The 21,794-nt window shown below is 64.4% G+C and carries 14 protein-coding genes; 8 read left to right on the forward strand and 6 right to left on the reverse strand.

All coding sequences use genetic code 11. The features are described from left to right. The 3 genes from ACG2LG_RS06020 to ACG2LG_RS06030 form a co-directional block, all read right to left on the reverse strand. On the reverse strand, positions 1 to 4,592 hold a 4,592-nt coding region (locus ACG2LG_RS06020), incomplete at its 3' end, for a hypothetical protein (protein WP_396257241.1). 13 nt (positions 4,593 to 4,605) lie between these two features. Next, positions 4,606 to 5,100: a hypothetical protein gene (locus tag ACG2LG_RS06025; RefSeq protein ID WP_396257242.1), complete on the reverse strand. Its 495-nt coding sequence runs from the start codon at positions 5,098 to 5,100 to the stop codon at positions 4,606 to 4,608. Then, entirely contained in the window at positions 5,097 to 6,017 is a 921-nt protein-coding gene (locus tag ACG2LG_RS06030) for a hypothetical protein (RefSeq protein ID WP_396257244.1), read from the reverse strand. The genes ACG2LG_RS06025 and ACG2LG_RS06030 overlap by 4 nt, the downstream gene beginning before the upstream one ends. A 247-nt stretch (positions 6,018 to 6,264) precedes the next feature. Here ACG2LG_RS06030 and ACG2LG_RS06035 point away from each other — a divergent pair, with 247 nt between their 5' ends. From ACG2LG_RS06035 to ACG2LG_RS06070, 8 genes are all read left to right on the forward strand, one after another. Beyond that, positions 6,265 to 7,275: an AAA family ATPase gene (locus tag ACG2LG_RS06035; protein ID WP_396257246.1), complete on the forward strand. Its 1,011-nt coding sequence runs from the start codon at positions 6,265 to 6,267 to the stop codon at positions 7,273 to 7,275. Positions 7,276 to 7,279: 4 nt separating this feature from the next. Continuing rightward, positions 7,280 to 9,070, forward strand: a complete 1,791-nt coding sequence (locus ACG2LG_RS06040; protein ID WP_396257248.1) for a hypothetical protein — start codon at positions 7,280 to 7,282, stop codon at positions 9,068 to 9,070. A 73-nt stretch (positions 9,071 to 9,143) separates the two neighbouring features. Further along, positions 9,144 to 9,527 carry a four helix bundle protein gene (locus ACG2LG_RS06045; protein ID WP_396257249.1) on the forward strand — a complete coding sequence of 128 codons (384 nt, stop codon included), beginning with the start codon at positions 9,144 to 9,146 and terminating at the stop codon, positions 9,525 to 9,527. A gap of 171 nt (positions 9,528 to 9,698) precedes the next feature. After that, on the forward strand, positions 9,699 to 10,748 hold the full coding sequence (locus ACG2LG_RS06050) for an ABC transporter ATP-binding protein (protein ID WP_396257251.1): 1,050 nt from the start codon (positions 9,699 to 9,701) through the stop codon (positions 10,746 to 10,748). Positions 10,749 to 10,772: 24 nt separating this feature from the next. Next, the gene (locus ACG2LG_RS06055) at positions 10,773 to 12,248 is read left to right on the forward strand and encodes a hypothetical protein (protein ID WP_396257253.1); all 1,476 of its coding nucleotides are present in this window, start codon (positions 10,773 to 10,775) and stop codon (positions 12,246 to 12,248) included. Next, positions 12,245 to 13,126, forward strand: coding sequence for a DUF58 domain-containing protein (locus ACG2LG_RS06060; RefSeq protein WP_396257255.1), 882 nt, complete (start codon positions 12,245 to 12,247; stop codon positions 13,124 to 13,126). The genes ACG2LG_RS06055 and ACG2LG_RS06060 overlap by 4 nt, the downstream gene beginning before the upstream one ends. A gap of 3 nt (positions 13,127 to 13,129) precedes the next feature. After that, on the forward strand, positions 13,130 to 14,959 hold the full coding sequence (locus ACG2LG_RS06065) for a BatA domain-containing protein (protein ID WP_396257257.1): 1,830 nt from the start codon (positions 13,130 to 13,132) through the stop codon (positions 14,957 to 14,959). Positions 14,960 to 15,003: 44 nt separating this feature from the next. After that, positions 15,004 to 17,682 (forward strand): VWA domain-containing protein, encoded by a 2,679-nt coding sequence (locus tag ACG2LG_RS06070; RefSeq protein WP_396257259.1) that lies wholly within the window; start codon positions 15,004 to 15,006, stop codon positions 17,680 to 17,682. Positions 17,683 to 17,714: 32 nt separating this feature from the next. Here ACG2LG_RS06070 and ACG2LG_RS06075 read toward each other — a convergent pair whose 3' ends face one another. From ACG2LG_RS06075 to ACG2LG_RS06085, 3 genes are read right to left on the reverse strand one after another with little or no spacing between them, the layout of a single operon-like run. After that, positions 17,715 to 19,400 (reverse strand): putative manganese-dependent inorganic diphosphatase, encoded by a 1,686-nt coding sequence (locus ACG2LG_RS06075; protein WP_396257261.1) that lies wholly within the window; start codon positions 19,398 to 19,400, stop codon positions 17,715 to 17,717. A gap of 7 nt (positions 19,401 to 19,407) precedes the next feature. After that, entirely contained in the window at positions 19,408 to 21,156 is a 1,749-nt protein-coding gene (argS, locus tag ACG2LG_RS06080; RefSeq protein WP_396257263.1) for an arginine--tRNA ligase, read from the reverse strand. An 8-nt stretch (positions 21,157 to 21,164) separates the two neighbouring features. Then, the gene (locus ACG2LG_RS06085; RefSeq protein ID WP_396257265.1) at positions 21,165 to 21,638 is read right to left on the reverse strand and encodes a PTS sugar transporter subunit IIA; all 474 of its coding nucleotides are present in this window, start codon (positions 21,636 to 21,638) and stop codon (positions 21,165 to 21,167) included. Positions 21,639 to 21,794 lie beyond the last annotated feature (156 nt).

Genomic DNA, 21,794 nt, shown 5'->3' on the forward strand with positions numbered 1-21,794 from the left:
CCTTCCCGGGTGAGGGTGACCGTTTCCAGCCGCCCGATCGTGTCATGGGCGCGAACGATCTTGTAAGGATTCAGCTCGCCAGCGAGCCAGTCGGTGGTCGTCAGCCGGTTCTTCTCGTGGTCGAGATCGCGCTCGCCGGATGGGTCGGTGATCGAATCGATGTTCCCGGCAGCGTCGCGCCCCAGCAGGATGGTCCCTCCGGAAAACGGCTCGGCGACGAACCCCTCTGACGCCACCCCCGGCCAAGCGATCGACTCAAGATCCCTTGCGCCGTCTGCCGAGTAGCCAAAAACCGTACTGCCCCCACGCCCAAGCGATACACTTTCGAGCAGACCCCCAGGCAACCAACTCGTCTGGGTGTCAGCGCCAGCCGCGTAGTTGTGCAGGGTCTTCAACCCGGCGGCGTTGCTGGCAAGCACGGTGCTCGCTCCATCGGCGGGGTCGATGGTCTCTGCAAAGCCTCCACCGCTGACGACGGTCGATCGATCACTGTCCATTACCCCGGCTCCGGTGAGCGAGTTGGAAGAGCCGTCCAGCGCACGGCTCGCGGTGGCTCCATCCATCGCAACTGCCTCTTCACCGGCAGTGAAGCTGTGATCGACGGGTAGGGTTTCGTCTAGCCCGCCTGGGGTCTGGCGGTTGGGGATACTCACGCTCTCGACCGTGCCGTCCTGCTCGAAGGTGACCGTCGATTCCACCCCGCCGATGCTCAGCGAAAAGGCGGCCAGACTACCGTCGTCGCGAAACTCGGGATCGATGTCCACTGCGGCCAGTCCGGTGCCAACGACTTCCGTCCTGTCCGACTGACCGAGATTGTTGAGCGTGATTGTGCGGGTTTCAACGACGTCACCGCCTTGGGTTCGGGTAATGGCGATGGTTTTCGCCACGAAATCAGGAACCTCCGTGATCGTCGATTCTCCGCCGTTCAGCACGGTGGTAGTCGTGCCCGCAGCCGGGGTGTGGAACCGCACCATGCGATCGGTGGCGTTTCCGGTCTGGGTGACAGTTGTGCGCAGGGTAGCGCCGACCATGTCGGTCGTGGAAGTGACGTACCGATCGCCGGCGTCAAGCGAGCCGTTCCCGTTCTTGTCGATGCCGGACCTTGTAATGATGCCGCCAGTCGCCCATGGCTCGGTCTCCCGGACCAGACGGCGACCGGAGGCATGCTGAACTTCGATCTTCTTGGTCGTGGAGCCGGGGGCGCCATAGATGAATTGGGTTTCGTCGTCGCCCGTGCCGGCGGTGCTTGCCACCGCTGACTTTCTGATCCGCCCCCAGGCGTCGGTCCATGTTGTTCGAAAACTTGCTGAAAGCCCTCCCAAGCTGCTGGTGGACTTCAACAGACCTTCATCGACCGTCGTCGCGGTTCCATCGAGGCCACCGAACGGCAGCGTGTCTCCTGTCGCCTCCTCAAGACTCCCGTCGTCCGGGCGCATTTCCACGGTTCCGCTTGCTCCGGCCACGGAATTGTTGGTGGTAAGCGTCTTGCCGGTGGCCTCGTGGAGCAGTGCGAAGCTGGAGGTGCCACCGGCGGTCACACTGCCTCCAGTCGTGCGGCCGAGTGCGTCCCATGAACCAGAATGACCAACCGTGCGTCCATCGATGTCGATCGAGCAAGAGACGCCGAATCCGGAACTGTTGTAGGTCAGGTTCCCGCCGGAATGGCCGTTCCACGAAAACCCACCGGGGCGATCGAGTGCATCGTAGCTCGTGAATCCGGTCGCGACACCAAAGGCATCGGTAACGCTTGTCAGACGCTCCCGATCACCGTCATGCGTCAGAACGGTCACAAGCCCCGAGGGGAAATCCTCGATTTTCTTTGGAGCACCCCAGGCCGTAAACTCCAAGGAGGGGGTCGAACTTCCGCCAACCTGGACCTCACCGTCGGCTTGAAGGAGGTGGACCTCGGTGTCGGTGATGTAGCCTCGCTCGTTGGTATCGACCACGGACTTGGTGCCCTTCGTTACCGAGCCTCCGGACAACAGGCCGTCAGCAGTCTCGACGGTTGATGACCCATCCGTGTTTACCGTCCAAACCCAAGTCGTTCCGCTTCCGTCCTTGCGGGTGCGCACACGCGGCAAGCCAGGCAAGCCGGTGCCGGACGAGTTGCCGAGTTCGATCTCACTCCAGTCGCATGCTGCTCCTGCCTTCGTCGCGACCGTGCCATCAGGCGCGGTGGTCGTGCGAACCGTGCGGTCGTTGTTGCTCCATTCCGTCCAAGTGGTTGCATAGATCGCATCGTTGAGCTTGCTCACCGTCTTGATCGCGCCGCTCTCGACTGAGAAATCCGAGCGCCACACACCGCTCACGCGATTCTGGAGCATCCCACTGGGATTCCATGCCAAGGACGCATCCGGTTCGTCCGAGATCGTGATTTGCGAACTGAGCGGAAACCAGTTGTATTGGGTTCCGACGGCGGGTGGGCTGCTGGAATCGAAGGTGTTGACGACGATGACCTGCTGCGATCCCCGGGTGATCGTCACGTTGCCGGGAGGCTTGGCCCGGGCCCAGCACCAGTCCCCCCAGCCATCGAAGGTGACGTCTTCCACAGATTGGGTCAGCCCATCGACCTTGGTGGTGATCTCTGCCGCCGTCGCTCCCGTGAACGCAATCGTTTTCTCGAACGGTGTCGAGGTTCCTTCCTCGATCTTGAAGTGGATGTCCGGAGAGGCCATCGTGAGATAACCTCCAGAGTCGAGAGTCGTCTCGGGATAGCCGTCTCTCCAGACCTTGTAAGTCGTCCCACCATCGGTGAGGTAAAGTTTTTCCGGCGTATCCGGGTAGGGCTCGCTCGTCGCGTCCGGATTCTCGATCACGATGGTCCGGATGGGCGTGAGTCCATCCACAGACACCAAGGTCCCTGGAGTGCGATCGACCGTCATCGTCAGCGGACGTCGGTAGACCTTCACGATGTTCTTGAAATGTCCCTCCGGTTTGATGTCTACGATCAGACCGCGCGATACGACCTGCCTCAACCGGGGGAGGTCCCAGCTGCGGAAGAAGTTCGTGTCACTCAGTCCCGTGTCATCCTGTTGCTGAGTATCGGGAGCAGTCGCAGGAAGAGCCGCACCACGAGCGGCCTCACTCCTCAATGTCTCATAGACGACATGAAAGTCTTCTGCCGGACCCACGAAACGAAGGGCCGAAGCACTATCGAACCGATAGGCGAGGTCGCCGTAATCCAGATCGTCGTAGCCCTTCGGAGCTGATAAGACTCCGAGGTCCTCACTGGCGCGGGATGTGAGGGTTTCAGCTGCTGCGTTCCACGCGCCCGAATACAAGCCATCGTTGTCGTCCTCGCCGGGGGTGATGCCGACAAACCCCACAGTGGAACCGTCCAATCCGACTCCCAGCGGGACACCAGCCAACAGACCGGGCGACGGATGAAGCACTGGTTTCCCATCACCACAGGGCCCAATTTCGGCCAGCTCCGCCTTATCCAGCCACGCCGCCTTGCTCGACGCATCCAGCCCCTGCTCGAAGTCCGGAGCGAAAAGGGCTTCCACCGTTCGGCCAAGGACGTAGTAGCCATGTGGTATCCCGGGCAGCAGTGAGGCGCTGCTATTCACACCAAGTTCGCCCTCCCATGAACCTGCAGGAAACGAGATCCCGTCGGGAACGTCGTACCCCTTCGGATACCCGTAGTTCTCCGCCCACTCCATCTGGACCGTGATCTGAGGGGCCGAATCTAACGCAAGCCAACTTGCTGGATCATCTGCCGAAACCGCCACGAAGAGAGAGCAGTCAGCGGGGTCCCACGGAACCATGGATGTCGCCGAAAAGGTGGTCGACGTCGCGGGAGACCAGGTGTTGCGCACCAGAGCGGCGACCCTGCCTCCAATCTGGTCCTGCCGACCGGGAACCTTCGCGAACAACGCGACGCTTTCGCAGAATTTCTCCTCCTTGGCGCCGTAATACCTCGTCTCATCCCCGTTCGGTCCGGTATTCTCCTCCTCGTGGCTGCTGATGATCGAATGCTCGCCAAGAATGCCGGTTTCCCACTGTCCACCCGCCTCGACGGCACCTGTTCCCAGAGAAGTAAACTGCGTATTCGAATCCACGTCTACCCGCGTCGTGCGCATGTATCCAGCAAGAGGCCAGCGCAGCACATTCAAGCGTCTCACTGACTGTGCGAGACGCCTAAGCATCTCGTGATAGTTTGATGCGGTGGCGCGCTCAAACTCGGAAAAATCCTCCAGCAAGTAGGGACGCGCGTCACCAATGGATTCACCAACGGTTTCGAGGTCATCTTCGCGTAGATTGATAAAGCGGCGGTGAAGATAGTAACGAAACTCATCGATCGCCTGGTTCAACAGCGACAATCGTTCTTCCACTCCGAGAGCACTTAGATCCTGGTCGGTCGGGAATTGCAATGTTGGCGACAACCCAACCCATCCAATCATCTCCTGCTCTGAAATCGAAGACGGGGCACTCGGATACGCGGCAAGATATTCGGTCATTTGCTCAGCCTGCTCGACCGCGCGCGTTCGCTCCTGAATGGAGCTGAGCACTTCAGCGAGGCTCTGGGCCGACAGGGGCATCTGAAACGCGCAGGTAGCCGTCGATACGAGCAGCCGAAGGATCTTCTTCATGGAAAGGCCTTGATCAGTTTCCTACCGTCACGCTGAGCTTCACGTCCGGATGGTCCTTCACCTTCGGATCGCTTCCCGCAAGGTATTCCGAAGTATTCAGCGCGCCGTCTTCGTCGAGGTCTTCAGCCCCATCGAGAATCCCGTCGTCGTCCGAGTCGGTGTCGAGCGGATCGAGCCCGAACATCAGCTCGAAGATGTTGCTCAGTCCGTCGCCGTCGAAGTCGGCACCATGCGGATCGGAGCCCGTGTAGGGCCACGAAACCACCCGCACGAAAAACCGCTCCGAGCTGCTGTTGAAGTTGAACTCTTCATGGTCCACTCCCTGGTCGACGAGCGGAAAATACTGCCATCCGCCGAGGTCGAGCGACCACTGGATGAAGTAGGCCTCATCGGTCGTTCCGTCCCAGTCGAGCCGGTAGGAAGACATGCCGAGCGGTTCGATGGTGGCGGCGTGTGCCCCGAGGGCCATCAGGCCTGCCGAAGCGACTGCGAGGATGCGGACCTTCATTGGTCATCCTCCTTCTTGGTGCGCCAGAAATTGATCGTCACGTCCTTCGGTTTCGGCGGATTGGCGAGGTAGTAGGCCTCGCGCTCCTTGCGAACCCGCTCACGCTCGATGTAGGCGGCCTCCATCCTCGCTCCATCGGTGGCGTAGAGCCGGTGCATGTAGGCGAGGATCTCGCAGGCCGGATCCTCCACATCCCCTCCCTCGACAATCACGTAGCGAGGACCGGCCACCGCGAGGTCGGGCAAGTCCGGCACTTCGGGCACGGAATACTCCATGCCGTTCTGTTCAAGCAGTTCGCGCAGCCGTTCGGTGCTTTCGGCGGTCTGGTTGCCGAGCCCCATGAGCATCCCGTGGTCGGTGAAGCTGCCGTCCTCCCGGGTCACCCTGAATGTCGAGAATCCGGAGAAGTGGTTGAAGTCGATGTTCGACCAGGCGGTGATCTCTTTTCGGGCAACGCCGTTCGGGTAGATTCGCAGGTAGGTGCGGGACCGGTCGTAGACCGTCGCCGAGATGAAGAACAGTTCGGTGCCCTTGTAGTCGCGCCGGAACTCCTCGGTGGCGGCAAGCACCGCCGGATCAGTCGGGGTGGTGGCCGGAAGCGGCTCTGGTAGCGGAGGAAGCTTCGGATCCTCGACCCGGTTGAGCGTCACGTTGACCGTGCCGGTGACTGCGGGGAGCCCGTGCATCGGGGGAGGCTCAACGACGTTCATTCGGCTGGTACGGGATTCGACAACCTCGAAGTCGGGCTTTCCGGGCGGCGCGGGGGGTGGCTGTGGCGGCGTGCCGTCGACAATCGGGCCGGGAATGAATACCTCAGCGATGGGGGAGGTCGTGGCCTGATCTTCCTCGTAGGTCTCCTGGGCGTGGAGACAGGGAGCCAGACAGCACAGGAAGAGAAGGCGGGAGGGTTGCTTCATGGCGCGGTGGATTCTTCTCATGGGATCCCGGGCGGGCCACGCTTCTTCTGTGAAGAATCGGTCATTCCCGAGGATCCGAGAAGCATCGCAGCGAAGCGCCATAAGCCTGTCAAGAAGGCTCAGTCACTGAAAGGGAGCGCGGATTCCCGCGCTTTGGTTCCAACCCGCTCCAAATCCCGGCATCCTTTTTCATCGCATCTTCACACCCTCTTCGGCTAGTCCCATAAGCAGCTCCCACGCTCCCATCATGGAATTCGCCTCCGAAACCGAAGTCGCCGAAGCCGGCAAACACGTCCGTTCCCTCAACGCCGCGCTCAACCAGGTGCTTTTCGGCCAGGAGGAGCTGGTCGAACTGGTCCTCACCGGCATCCTCGCCCGCGGCCATATCCTGCTCGAGGGCCTCCCCGGACTGGGGAAAACCGAGCTGGTCAAGGGGCTCTCGAAAACCCTCAAGCTGGCCACCAAGCGCGTCCAGTTCACCCCGGACCTGCTGCCCGGCGACATCACCGGCAACCCGGTGCTTCAGGAGGTCGACGGCAAGCGGTCCTTCGTCTTCCAGCCGGGACCGCTCTTCACCAACATCGTGCTGGCCGACGAGATCAACCGGGCTTCGCCGAAGACCCAGTCGGCCCTGCTCGAGGCGATGCAGGAACGCCGCGTCACGGTGCTGGGCGAAACCCACGAGCTCCCCCGCCCCTTCTTCGTGCTCGCCACCCAGAACCCGATCGAACTCGAGGGCACCTACCCGCTGCCCGAAGCGCAGCTCGACCGCTTCCTGTTCAAACTGGAGGTCATGAAAAACGACGTCGGGACCCTGGAGCGGATCGTCAACCACCGGGAACTCGGCACCGAACCGGTGGTCGAGGCCATCATGGACGCCTCGACGCTCAACGACACGCTGGCACTGGTGCGCCGGATTTTCCTGCCCGAGGTCGTCGGCAACTACATCGCCCGCCTGGTGGATGCCACCCACCCCGGCCAGTCATCCGCCGCCCGCGGCATCCGCTACGGCGCCAGCCCGCGGGCCGCCCTTTCCCTGGCCTCGGCGGCCAAGGCCCGGGCCCTGATGAACGAACGAACCAACGCCTCTTTCGAAGACGTGCGTTTCGTCGCTCCCGCGGTCCTCAGGCACCGGGTGGTGCTCGAGTACAACGCACGGGTCGAGGGCCTGACCCAGAACGACGTCGTCCGCTCCATCCTCGAGGAGGTGCCGGCCCAGTCGGGGGCCACGCCGAAGACGCTCAACCAGACCGCCTGATCCCGTGACGATCCGCCGACTGATCTGCGCCGGGCTCCTGCTCGCGCCCCTCCTGCCCGCCCAGGAGAACCTCTTCATCCAGACGCCGAACGCGACCCATCCGAAGGACAAGACCCGGATCGAGGTCGAGTCGCTCTTCAGCATGGCTCCGCCCACCGGCTACCTGCCGCTGCGGGTGACCGTGGTGAACCAGCGGAAGAACGACGGGCGCCTGCGGCTCCGGTGCCTCTCGGAAAGCGGGGTCGATCCCCAGGACAGCGCGATGGAATCGGAGTTCTCCATCGAAAGCACCGCCGGCACGGCCAAGACGACCGATCTCCTCGTTCCGCTGACGACCCGCTTCGATAGCTCCGGCTACGAAGGCCTGTCGGTGCAGGTTCTGATGTCCGGAAGCTTCGGCGGCAACAACGGCAGCCTTTCCTGCAACTTCCATCCCGACGGTCCGGCCATCCTGATGAGCGAACCGCTCTTCACTCCGAACTCATCGGCACTCGACGCCCAGCTCAACTCGACCCGCTCCGGCGGCTACGGCAGCTACACCTTCGCCGCCCGTTTCACGCCCTCGAAGCTGCCGGAGGACTGGCGTGCCTACTCGGGCTACGACGTGATCATGCTCACCGACGACGACTGGGGCGGCATGCCGCCCGGTGCGAGGGCGGCGGTTCTTCAGTGGATCCGCCTCGGCGGCGTCGCCTCCATCTATCGCCGGGCCTCGACCAGCTTCGGCACCCTGGGCATCGAGACCCAGGAGGCCGGCAACAGCACGACCTACGGACTCGGCACCATTGAACTGCTGAATCAATCAGGCTCAACGCCCACGGGCCTCGACGCCAAGAAGACCGTCAACCGCTACCACACGTCCCGTGGCGGGCTCACCATCGACGCCCTCAGCGAGAGCATCTCCGACGACTACTCGTCCGGGTGGGCGCTGCAGGACGAATTCGGCAAGCAGAAGTTCGACTACCTCATCTTCATCATCGTGCTGATCGCCTTCGGCGTGCTGGTCGGCCCCGTCAACCTGTTCGTCTTCGCCAAGTCCGGCATGCGCCACAAGCTGTTCATCACCACGCCGGTCATCTCGATCGCGACCAGCGTGCTGTTGATCGCCCTGATCCTGATGCGTGACGGCACCGGCGGCCGCGGCGCCCGGATCGCCCTGATCGAGGTGCGTCCCGAATCCGGGGAAAACCGGGCCTACGTCGTCCAGGAGCAGGTCAGCCGCACCGGCGTCCTGCTCGGCAGCTCGTTCAAGATCGACGAGGACTCGGCGATCACACCGGTGCCGATCGCCAACAGCGCCTGGGCCCGCTTGACGCCCGGCGTGGGCGGGGCGGGCATGCGCTTCACCGGCAACTTCACCGAGGGCGGCATGGAGATTTCCGGCGACTGGTTCCAGAGCCGGTCGGAGCAGGGCCAACTGATCCGCGCCGTGGTCCCGACACGGGGACGGATCGAGCTGAAAGGTGCCGGCGGAGCGCCCACCTTCGTTTCCACCTACGACTTCCCGGTCGAGCGGCTCTACTACGCGGACCGTAGCAATGGCTACTGGATGGTGCGCGACCTCGAGGCAGGCAAGGCCACGACCGGCACCCCGATCAGCGAGGCTGAATACCGCTCGGCCGTCGGCGATGAATCGAGGCGCCTCGCCCGGCGTCAGCGCGAACAACTCAACCGTGTCTCCAAGCGAGCCGACCACTACGTCGCCGTCGCCACCGAAGCCCCGGCCATCGAGACCTTCGACGCCATCAACTGGGTCGACACCCGCACCATCCTCACCGGCCCCGTGCTGCGCTGATCCCACGCCGCGCCAGACCGTGATCCGCTGCCTGCCCGAAGTGCCAAGTAAGAAGTTCCAAGTTCCAAATCTGATGAAGACACGCATCGGTGAAAAGCCTCCTTATGATCTTGAGGAGCGAACCTACGAGTTCGCCTTTAGAGTGCGCTTGTTTCTGAAGCAACGCGAATGGGATCCGACGAGTTGGACCGATGTGAATCAACTCCTTCGATCGTCCGGGTCGGTAGCAGCAAACTACATCGAGGCCCAGGAGGCGGTGAGCGATTCTGATTTCACGCACCGGATCCGAATCTGCCGGAAAGAGACGCGCGAGTCGGCGCTCTGGCTGCGACTCCTCGACGACACCAACGAACTCAGCACGGCGGAGTCTGGTGAGGTCCGCCGACTTCTTGAAGAAATCCACGAACTCACCCGCATTTTCACCTCGATCATCCGCAAGCGCGAAGCGCGGCCCTAGACCAGCGCTCTCTTACTTGGAACTTGGCCCTTCGAACTTGGAACTTGGAACTTTCATGACCGCTCCAGCCGGCTCCCCGAATCTTCACATCCATCATCCGCAAGCGCGAAGCGCAGCCCCAGCGCAGCGCCTTCTTCCCTTGGAACTTGGCCCTTCGAACTTGGAACTTCCATGACAGCTCCCACCCCTCCCGCGATCCGGGTTCACAACCTCTACCGCTACTTCGGCCAGTTGAAGGCCGTGAATGGCGTGTCGTTCGAGATTCCCCACGGCTCGGTCTGTGGCTTTGTCGGTGCCAACGGTGCCGGCAAGACGACGACCATGCGCATCCTCGCCTCGCTCGACTACCCCACCATGGGACTGGCCGAAATCTGCGGCATCAACGTCGTGCACCACCCCGAGCAGGTCCGCCGCCTGATCGGCTGGATGCCGGACCACTTCGGCAACTACGACCACATGACGGTGCTCGAGTATCTCGACTTCTACGCCCGGGCCTTCGGTTACTCGGGCGAGGAGCGGCGGAGCCGGGTTCAGGAAGTGATGGAATTCACCGACCTGATCCCGCTGGCCGACAGATTCTCCAACAAGCTTTCCAAGGGCATGACCCAGCGTCTGTGCCTCGGGCGCGCCCTGCTGCACGATCCCCAGGTTCTGGTCATGGACGAACCTGCCGCCGGCCTCGACCCGAAGGCACGCGTCGAACTGAAGCACCTGATCCGCGTGCTGGCGGATGAGGGGAAGACGATCTTCATCTCGTCCCACATTCTCTCGGAACTCGGTGAGATGTGCGACTCGCTGCTCTTCATCAATGCCGGACGCATCGTCCACCACGGGGATGCCGAGTCGCTCAAGCTCGGCACCGATGCCGCCGGCGGCATGCTCTTCGACGTCCAGGTGGTGGGTGAACCGGAAGCCCTCGCCGAGTGGTGCCTGGTCAATCCTCACGCCGAATTCCTCGAAAGCCGCAAACGCGGCGGGCGCATCCGCGTCGAGGGCTCCGATCCGGGGAAGGCGGCCGATGTCCTCGCACGCATGATTCGCGATGGGCTGAGGGTGGTCGAGTTCCACAAGGAGCAGCGCAACCTCGAGGATGCCTTCATCGACATGCTCGGCCGCATCGACCGCGGCGAGGATGCCCAACCGCCGGCCATTCCCACCGCGCCCGAGCCCGCGTTCACCCCACCCGTCACGCCTGCGGTCCCCACTTCCACTGATCACTGATCACCGCTCACTGAGTAGTTCCCCATGTCCGAAGCCGCCGCCGCTCCCGACCCTCCGTCCCCGCCGCTCGTCGTCGACCGGCTGGCGGACTTCAGTGACAAGCTCTCGCCCATGCTGGTGAAGGAGCTGCGCCAGGGACTGCGGGCGAAGACCTTCGTGATCGTCTTCCTCACGCTGCAGGGGCTGCTCCTTCTGGTCCTCCTATCGGCCGTGGCGGCCTCGTCCCAGCCCCAGCGGGCCGGCGGGGCCATCTCGGGAATCATCTTCATGTTCTTCTCGATGGCCTTGCTGGTCATCCAGCCGATCCGGGGCATCGGCACCCTGCACCGGGAAGTGCTGGGCAAGACCATCGAACTGATGGTCCTGACCCGGCTCAGCGCCTGGAAGATCGTCCTCGGGAAATGGGTCTCCATCGTCAGCCAGTCGGCGCTGATCTTCGCGGCCATCATCCCCTACCTCATCCTCCGCTACTGGTTCGGCGACATGAATCTGTTCGGCGAGTTGTCGCTGATGATTCTCGTCTTTCTCGGGTCGGCCGTGCTCACCGCGGTGATCGTCGGGATCTCCTGCGTCCCCTCCGTCATCCTCCGGGGCCTGGTGCCGTTGCTGGCGGGTGGACTCGGGCTCTTTGCCATTCCCACTCTCTGCTTCGGCCGGGAGTTCGACGAACTCGTGTCCATTGCCTCGATGCAAACCGCGCAGGACTTCTGGGGAGTTTCGATTTCCGTCCTGTGCGCCATCTACATCGGCTGGACCGCGCTGGGGATCGGCGCCGGCATGATCGCCCCCGCCGCCGAGAACCATGCAACCCTGAAGCGGTCCATCACCCTTGTCCTGTTGCTGCTCCTGCTGCCGGTCGGGGCCTTTTCCTCGGTGAACCCGGAGGCTCTCGCGGCCCTGGTGGCCGTCATCCTGGTGCCTTCGATCGTCCTCGCCCTCTCCGAGCCCTTCATGCTGTTGCCGCCGATTTGCACGCCCTTTGTCCGCCGCGGCCTGCCCGGCCGACTCGCGGGGCGCCTGCTCTACCCCGGCTGGCCCTCCGGGGTGCTGTTCACGGTCACCGCGGTCGCGCTGGCCACCGGGGTGATCCTGCTTTCCCTCGACCACCGCTCGATCGACGATGAAATGGTGGTCGTCCTGCTCGGCCTGCTGGGCAGCCTGCTGATGCCGGCCGCCCTTGCCTCGCTCTTCGAGAAAAAGGTGAAGAGCCGCTTCACGACCTTCATGCTGATCTTTGCCGCCGGATCCGTGGTCGCCTTCGTGCTCGGATTCATCACCGACGCCGTCGACAGCGGTGCGCGTGGTTTCATGTGGCTGTTCGTCTGGCTGCCGCAGGCGCTGATTGCAATGGTCGCCTTCCCCCGCGATTTTGATGATGAAACCCTGATGTTCGCCGGAGCGGGCATCGCCCTGGTCTATCTGCTGCTGCTTCTGGTGGTGGCGCTGCGACGTTTCCGTGAGATGCCCGGGATCGAATCCGAAGCCCTTGATCTCAAATGACCGTCGACGAACTGAGCAAAGCCCACGCGCGGGCACTCGCGGCGGCCGGCCGGCTGAGGCTGCCCCTGCGAACCAAGGTGTGGAAAGGCCAGGCCGGCGAGTTCGTCGGAGCCGGCGTCGGCTCGTCGCTGGATTTCCAGGACCACCGGACCTACGTCCCCGGCGACGACCCGCGGCACATCAACTGGCAGGCCTACGCCCGCACGGGCAACTACACAATGAAGCTCTATCGCGAGGAGGTCCGGCCGGTGGTGGACGTCGTCCTCGATGCCTCCGACTCGATGTTCTTCGAGGAAAGGAAGGCCGAGCGGAGTGCGGAGCTTTTTTACTTCGCCGTGGAATCCGCCCGCCGCTCGGGAGCCGCGACCTCCGTCCACCTGGTGCGGGGAAGCGCGGTTCGTCCCCTCCTTCCGGAGGGCCTGGCGACCCACCGGTGGATCGATGAGATCAACTCGATGGAGTGCGACGACCCCGCCGCGGCGGCCGACCTTTCCCGCATTCCCTTCCGCCAGAACGCGATCCGCGTGTTGGTCTCGGATCTGCTTTTTCCCGGCGACCCCGATCCCTGCCTGCGCCTGCTGGCGGCGCGCCAGGGCTCGCCCATCCTCCTCGCGCCGTTTTCAAACTCCGAGGCCAACCCCGACTGGAGCGGCAACTACGAGTTCGTCGACGCCGAGCGGAAGAGCCGCCATCCGCACCGCGTCGAGCCCTCCGTCCTGCGACGCTACAAGGAGACCTACGCCAACCACTTCAGTCTTTGGAAAAACGCCTGCCAGCGCCACATGAGCGCCCTGGCCCGCATCCCCAGCGAAACCGACCTCCAGACCTCGCTCTTCGCCGACGCCGTCCCCTCGGGCGCCCTCGAGATCATCAACTGACCCATGCTCACCCTCGCCAATCCCGCCGGCCTCTGGGCGCTGCTCGGTCTCCCCGCCGTGCTGGCCATCCATTTCCTACAGCGGCGGGCCAAGGACCTGCCGATTTCCACGCTGTTCCTCCTGGAAAAGACCCAGCGCGAGTCGATCAGCGGGCGCCGCTTCGACCGGCTCATGAACTCGGTGCCGCTGTGGATGCAACTGCTCGCCGTGCTGCTGCTCACCTGGGTGCTCACCGAGCCCCGCTACCAAAAGGCCCGCAGCACCCAGCGCGTGGCGGTGGTGCTGGATTCCTCCGCCTCGATGAGCGTCTTCCGCGACCATCTCAAGGAGGAACTCGCCAAGCAACTCCCGGACCTGCAGGGGCCGGCCGCGGCGCTGGAGCTGACCCTACTCGAGTCGACCGGCAACCTCGCCAAGCTCTACACCGGCGACTCCATCGAGGACGCGCTCGCCACGCTGGACAGCTGGAATCCCAGCGCCGGTCTCGCCGATCCAACGGCGGCGCTCCGGCTCGGCCGCTCGCTGGTCGGCCGCGAAGGAACCGTGGTCTATGCCACCGACACGCCGCAGGAGGCGCTGGCCTTCGACGCCCAACTCCTCGCGGTCGGTGAAGCAATCGACAATGTCGGCATCACCGGCGTTCGCTTCGAGCAGAAGGAAGGCGCGCTGACCTGGAATGCCGTCGTTCGCAACTATTCGGAACGCCAGGCCGAGCGCACGTGGTCGCTGGTCCTCCCCGATGGGAAGCGCACCGAGCCGAAGCCCTTCGAGATCGGTGCCGGGGCCCTGGTCTCGATCCAGGCGGCGTTCCCCGAAAACGCCGAGCATGCCGTGGTCGAGCTCTCACCCGACCGCTTCACGATCGACGATCGCCTGCCGCTGGTCCCGCCCGCCCCGAAGGCCATCAAGCTGTTTTCGGCAACCTCGCCCGAATTCGCCAAGCTCGCCGGTCGGATGACCAAGTCGCTTGATGCCATCGAGCCGAGCAACGACGCGTCCCAGTCCGACCTCGCGCTCATTTCCTACGACCCCCTCGACCCGGCCCTTCCGGAGGGCAATGCCGCCATCTTCGTCAATGACACCGCCCGGCCCGGATCCTACCTCAAGGGAGGAATTGTGGCGGAGTCCCATCCGCTGGTCGCGGGGCTCAACTGGCAGTCGCTGCTCGTCCGCGAGTCGATCCAGCTCGAGCGGCTGGCCACCGACGACGTCCTCCTTTGGCAGGACACGCGGCCGCTGATCTTCCTGCGGCAGATTCCGGCAGCGGAAGGCCGGCCGGAAGCCCGGCAGCTGTGCTTCAACTTCGACCTGAACAAGTCGAACGCCGCCCGCCAGCCCGCCTTCATCATCTGCTTGCACCGATTCGTGGAGAGCATCCGCGAGCGAAAGGTGGCGCTCGTCCGCGAGAACTACGAAACCTCGCAACCCATCCAACTCGCGGCCCGGGCGGAACCACCCCTCACCTACCGCGACTTCGATCTGGACGTGGAGGTTCTCGTCCAGCGCACGTTGCCGGCCGCGCGACTGGTCCGCTTCCGGGCTCCCGCCGCGCCCGGCTTTGTGCAGGTGACGCAGGGCGAGGACAAGCTGCTCAAGGCCGCGGTCTATTTCGCCGACACCCGCGAGGCGGACTTCCGTCAATGCGACACCGACATCTCGCTCGGCGGCAGCAGCGCCGCCGCGGTCGAACGCCACACCGAGGAAGACCACTGGTGGCGCCTCTGGATCCTTCTCCTGCTCGCGGCGATTCTCGTTTCGTGGTATTTCTCGAAGGACGGCCCTCGTGAAAAGCCGGAAGCCACCACGAGTCCCGAACCCACCCCGACCGGGTAATCCTCCATTCGGCATTCGGTTTTCATCATTCGTCATTCCCGCCCATGCATTTCACCTCACCCGAGTGGTTTCTCCTGATCCCCGCCGTCCTGCTGGTCGGCTGGTTCTGGAAGCGGCTGCGCCTGTTCTCACCGCTGCGACTGGTGCTGGTGCTGCTGGCGGCCTTCACGCTGGCCGATCCGCGGGTCACGCTGCGCGACGACTCGCTCGATCTGTGGGTCCTGCTGGATCGCTCGGAATCCACCGAGGACCTGGTCGACCTCGGCCTGCCCGAATGGGAGCGCCTCCTGGAAAAATCGAAGCCGTCCCGGCGGGACCGCCTGCTTCTCCTCGACTACGCCGCGGAGATCGTCGAGCACGGCAAGGATGGCGCGACTTTCACCGGATCACGCAAGCTCACCCGCACCGAGCTGGCGCTTTCCCACGTCGCCGCGCTGGCCGAAGAAGACCGGCCGTCGAGAGTCCTGCTCTTCACCGATGGATTCTCGACCGAGCCGTTGGAGAAGGCCGCCGATCGTCTGGAGGCCCAGGGCATCCCGCTCGACTTCCGTCTGATCCGGGACGAAACCCTCGACGACTTCCGGATCGCCCGCATCGACCTCCCGGAGCGGGTCCAGACTGGCGAACCCTACCTGCTTGCGGTCACCGTGCGGGGCTCGATCGACGGCAAGGTCCCGCTCATCGTCCGCCGCGGCGGCCAACTGCTGGTCGAAACGGAAGTCGAATTGGTGAACGGTGTCGGTCGCGCGGAGTTCACCGACCGGATCCCGGTCGGCGGCTCCTTCGAATATGAAGCGGAGGTCGTCCCGGAAACCGACGCCCACCCCGGCAACAACCGCGCCTCGCGCTGGATCGAAATCACCGGCGGCCCGCGGGTGCTGGTGGTCACCAACTACACCGACGACCCCCTCGTCGAGGTCCTCAAGACGCAGGACTTCACGGTGGATGTCGAGACCGACTCCCTGAAGCTCCAGCCGGGCCGGATCTCGGGTGCCCGGGCGGTCATCTTCAACAACGTTCCCGCCCACGAAGTGCCCCAGGACTTTCTGGCAGCCCTCGATTTCTTCGTTCGCGAGCAGGCCGGTGGATTCCTGATGATCGGCGGCAAGCACTCCTTCGGTTCCGGCGGCTACTTCCAGTCCTCGATCGACCCCCTTCTTCCCATCTCGATGGAGCTCAAGACCGAGCACCGCAAGCTGGCGGTGGCGCTTGCCATCGTCCTCGACCGCTCCGGTTCGATGTCGGTGGGAGTCGCCGGCGGCAAGACCAAGATGGACCTCGCCAACAATGGCGCCGCCAATGCCATCGACCTGCTCGGCCCGATGGATCGCGTGTGCGTGTTCGCGGTCGACAGCTCACCCCACACGATCATCCCCCTGACCCAGATCCGGAACGACAAGAACAAGCTCATGGGGCGGGCCCGGAAGGTCCAGTCGCAGGGGGGCGGCATCTTTGTTTACGAAGGCCTCAAGGCCGCCTGGGATGAGCTTAAGAAGGCCAACGTCGGCACCCGCCACGTGATCCTCTTCTCCGACGCGGCGGACTCGGAGGAACCCGGCGACTACAAGCGCCTGCTCGCCGAGATGAAGAAGGAGGGCGCGACGGTCTCGGTCATCGCGCTGGGAACCAAGGCCGATCCCGACGCCAAGCTGCTCGAAGACATCGCCAAGCGCGGCGATGGGCGGATCTTCTTCTCCGACCGTGCCGTCGACATCCCGAAGATCTTCGCCCAGGAAACCGTGACCATCGCCCGCTCCGCCTTCGTCGAGGAAGCCGTGGGCGCCCAGCCGAGTGGTCGCTGGGCGGAGGTCTCGCCCAAGCCGATCGACTGGCTGCCACAGGCCGGCGGCTACAACCTTTCCTATCTGCGCGAAGGCGACTCGCAGGCCCTGGTGACCACCGACGAGTATGTCGCCCCGCTGGTGGCCCATGCCCGACGCGGTCTCGGGCGCACGGCGGCGGTGACCTTTCCGCTCGGTGGTGACTTCTCCGAGCCCGCCCGCGCGTGGGATGGCTACGGCGATTTCGTCCAGACCCTCACCCGCTGGCTGATGGGGCTCGAGCTGCCACCGGGCATCGGCCTCCGGCACCGCCTCGACGGCACCCGCCTCACCCTCGACCTGCTCTACGACCCGGAAATGTGGAGCGACAAGCTCGCCGCCACCCCACCGGGGATCCGCCTGCTGGAAAGCGGCAGCGGCAACACCGCCTACGAGATCCCTTGGCGCCGGATCGAGCCCGGGCACTTTTCGGTCAGCCGCGACCTCGACGAAGGCTCGATCATCCGCGGCGCCGTCCGGATCGGGCCCAATGCGATTCCTTTCGGTCCCCTCACCGTCGGCAGCTCGGTCGAGTGGGCCTTCGAACCGGAGAGGCTCACCGAGCTGCGCGCCGTCGCCACCCAAACAGGAGGTCGCGAGTTGCTCGACCTGGGCGAAGCCTGGCTACGCCCACCTAACGAGCACGAGATCGGCCTTCGGCTGTGGCTGGCCATCGCCCTGCTCGCGCTGGTCATCGCCGAGGCCCTGCTCACCCGGACCGGCTGGAAGATGCCGCTGCCCGGCCTGCCAAGCTTTGAGCGTCGGCCGAAAGTGAAGCGCCAGAAGGTCGTGCCCGAGCCCACGGTTGAACCCGAGCCCGAACCCGAAACACCCGAACCTCCTCCCGAGAAGCAAGCCACGGAAAGACGCTCCCGCTACCAGCGGGCCAAGGACCGCCGGTAACGGATCCGCCTTGCAGCAGAAGATCACCCGGCTCAACCGAGACGGCGGACCGCCTGGCACACGCTGGGGAACAATTGTTTCTTGCGGCTGACCACCCCGGGCGCGTTGAAGCACCCGGGCGACACCTCCTCGAAGGGCAGGTTGCCGACGAGCCGCCGGTCGCCCGCGGCGAGGACGACGCTGTGATGCTTGGCAATGTCGGTGACCGCCAGCACCGCAAGATCGAAGCCCTCCTCGGCAATCAGCTTCTCAAGAGCCGCCATCAGCTCCTCCCGGCGACCCTCGAGCGCCTCGAGCCCCAGCTCCTCGATCTGGGCGATGGTCACCTTGACGCCGTCGTCATCGAACTCCTTGCGGTCGGCATTCAGCACCTCCGCGGTGGTGCCGCCCACCAGCAGCGACCCGACGGCGAAGAACTCCCGCTTGAACTCCTCGGGGTCGATCCCGGCCAGGCCGCTCAGCCATTTGAGCATGGTCCGGTCGAGTTCGGTGGTCGTTGGAGAGGTCAGACAAAGCGTGTCGGAGATGATCCCCGCGCACAGGCACATCGCGGCTCCGGCGCTCGGCTCCAGGTCCCGGTGCTCGAACTTCCTTCCCACCAGCGTCGAGGTCGAACCCACCGGCTCGTTGAGAAAGCGGATCGGCTCGCGGGAAACGAGATCGCCGGCCAGGCGGTGGTGGTCGACCACCTCCACCACCCGCGCCTCGTCCACGCCCTGCACGGCCTGCGCGAATTCATTGTGGTCGACGAGGGCCACCCGGGTCCGCGGCGGATCGACCAGGTCGGACTTCGAGAGCACGCCGATCATCTTCCCTGACACGGGGTCAATCACCGGAAAAATGTCCTGCTCGAGCGACGCCACCGACTTGCGCAAGCGGGAGACCGGTTCGTTCGCCGGGATTGTGCTGAAATTCGACACCATCACCAGATCGACCGTCCGCGAGCATCGGATCAGCGTCGTGGAACCCGCCGTATCCTGTCGGCAGCGCAGCGCCACGACCCCCCTCTCCTTCGCCAGATCGGCGAGAGACGGGTCGATCGTGTTGCCGCCGGTGACCAGAAGAGCGCGCACGCCGCGCTCGATCGCATAGTGCTGGACCACCGGACGGTCGCCGCACACGACGAGATAGCGGTGGATGTTGCCCTCCTCCGCCGCCTTTCGGAGCCGGCGGTCGACGGTCTTCTGCGAAGACGCCCCCACCAGCATGATCAGGTCCTCCTGATCCCGCCCGTCGGGCAGCGGTGCCCCGACCGACTCGGCCTTGAGAGTTTCAGCCACCTTGAGCAGCGAAACGTGGACCGTTCGCGAATTCAGTTCCGAGCCATCGCCGGGAAGGAGCAGCTCCAGCAGGTCGCGATAGCGGAGGATCCCGATCGGACTCCCCTCGTCGTCGGCGACCGGCACCGAGCGGACGCCGTGGGCGAGCATCGAGCGATAGGCCTCGTAAAAGGTGTCGGCAGCACCGGCGGTCACCACCTCGGGCTGGCAGATCATCCGCGCGGTCGCCCGCACGTCGGTCACCAGCCGCGGTTCCTCGACACCGGCCTTTTCGAGCACCCAGGCGGTGCGCCGCGGGATGGACCCGCAGCGTGCGGCGATCGCATCGGGCTCGCCGGTCCGGCGCAGCAGTTCGGCGTGCCCGATCGCCGAGCAGATCGCATCGGTGTCCGGATTCCGGTGACCGATGACGTAGAATGGCAGGCGGCGTGGGTCCATGATCCGGTCACATGCGTTGCGGGCAGCGGATGCCCAGCAAGCCGAGTCCATGGCTCAGCACGCGCGATGCCAGCTCGCACAGCGCCAGACGGCTGTCGCGGGATTCGACACCCTCCGCCTTGAGCACGGGACACGCCTCGAAGAACGAGTGGAAGGCCCGCGCCAGTTCCAGCAGGTAATTTGCCAAAAGGTTCGGCCGGTGATCATCGAGCACCGTCGGCAGCAGTTCCCCGTAGCGCAGGGCCAGGCGTGACAGGTGAATCTCTTCCGGTGCCTCGAGCACCAGCTTCACCGAGGAGGCATCGAAGTCCTGGTCCAGCTTGCGGAAGATCGAACGGATCCTCACATAGCTGTATTGGAGGTAGGGTGCCGTATCCCCCTGCAGCGAGAGCATCCGGTCCCACGAGAAGACATAGTCGGTCATCCGGTGCTGGGAGAGCTCCGCAAACTTCACCGCGCCGATGCCGACGATCTCCGCCACTTCCCGGGCCTCGTCGCCCCCGAGATCCGGATTTTTCTCGGCAATCGCCGCGGCGGCGCGCTCGACGGCCTCGTCGAGCACGTCAACCAGCTGGACGTTGTCCCCCGAGCGGGTCTTCATCAGCTTGCGGTCTTCACCGAGGATGGAACCGAACGCGATGTGGTGGAAGTCGGCCTTCTTGCCCCACCGGCGGCAGGCATCAAAGATCTGGCGGAAGTGGAGCTGCTGCGGAGCCCCGACGACATACCAGATCTCGTCGGCCTTCCATTCGTCGATGCGGTACTCGACCGTCGCGAGGTCGGTGGTGGCGTAGAGAAATCCTCCGTCGGCCTTGCGGATGATCGCGGGATTGTCCTTCCAGCCATCTTCCTTGTGGATGCGGAAGGGATCCTGGTCGTCGGGCAGCTCGCCGCCGGAAAAGACGCAGATCGCGCCGCCGTCCTCGCGGGCCAGCCCCTTGTCGATGAACTCGTCGACCAGTCCCGGCAGGCGCTCGTTGTAGAAACTCTCGCCCAGCCAGTGGTCGAAGGACACATCGAGCCGGTCGTAGATCCGCTGCAGCCCCTCTTTTGACAGGTCCACGCAGCGCCGCCAGATGGCGAGGTTCTCCTCGTCGCCGGCCTGCAGGCCGACCAGCTCCGAGCGGCAGGTATCAAGCACCGCCGGGTCCTCCTTTGCCCGTGAGTTGACCTCGCGATAGACCCGAAGCAGCTCGGGCACCGGATCCGCCTCCAGCGCCGACTCGTCGAGGATCGTCTTCCAGCCGTGCAGGATCATCCCGAACTGCGTGCCCCAATCGCCGATGTGATTGTCGCGGATCACCTCGTAGCCGAGGAAATCCGCAATGCGGGAGAGCGAGTCGCCCAGAATGGTCGAGCGGATGTGGCCGACGTGCATCGGCTTGGCGACATTGGGCGCGGAGAAATCAACCACGACCCGCCGACCGTGCCCGCAGTCGGGGACACCCAGGCGATCGTCCCGGAGTTGTTCGCCCGCCTTGCGCGCGAAGGTCCCGGGCTCGATCCGGAAGTTGATGAAACCCGGGCCCGCGATTTCCGTCCCGGCGAGGCCGTCGAGGTTCAGCACCTCGATCACCTCCTGCGCCAGCGCCCGCGGGTTGGTCTTGCGCTTCTTCGCCAGCGCCATGGCGACGTTGCTCTGGTAGTCGCCGAAGCGCAGGTCGGCTGAGGGCACGACCGGGGTCGGCACCCGCTCACCGAGAACCTTCTCGAAGGCATCCGCCAGGGCGGACTCGATTTCCTGAAGCAGCGTCATGCACGGAGTCAGGCGACGTTATTCGGTGCCTTGCCAGCCAAAATGTTCAGAATCTCGTTCCGGCACTCGGCAGCCGCCAGTTGCCGGCGGATCTCGCAGTTGGTGAACATCTTGGCGATCGCCGCCAGGGTCTGCAGGTGCAGGTGGTAGTCCTTCTTGGGAACGACGAACAAAATGACGAAGTGCACCGGGCTGTTGTCGAGAGCCTCGAAATCGATGCCGGCCTTGGAGCGTCCGAACATCGTGACGACGTTCTCCAGGTTCTCCGAGAAGGCGTGGGGAATCGCCACTCCGTAGCCGATACCGGTGCTGACCTGCTCCTCCCGTTCGCGCAGGGATCCGACGACCTCCTCGCGCAGGTCCGCCGGCAGGCTGCCGATCCCCACCAGATGGTCCACGAGTTCCTCGATGGCCGGAATGTGCTCCTCGGCATGCATGTCGAGGATGACCTGATCAGGTGTCAGCAAGGATGCGAGCTTCATGCGAAATCCAGCAATCGGGAGGCCCGGGCGGGCCGGGTGCTTAGCGCCGTGAATTAGCCGATGCAAGGCGCTTTTCCGCTCATCGCCTTCCCCACGTGACCCGGCTTCTGCTTGCCGGTCATGCAAGCGCTACCCGCGGAGCACGCGACGCCGGGC

Origin of the sequence: Haloferula sp. A504, assembly GCF_044385805.1 — a bacterium.
GTDB lineage: Bacteria > Verrucomicrobiota > Verrucomicrobiia > Verrucomicrobiales > Akkermansiaceae > Haloferula.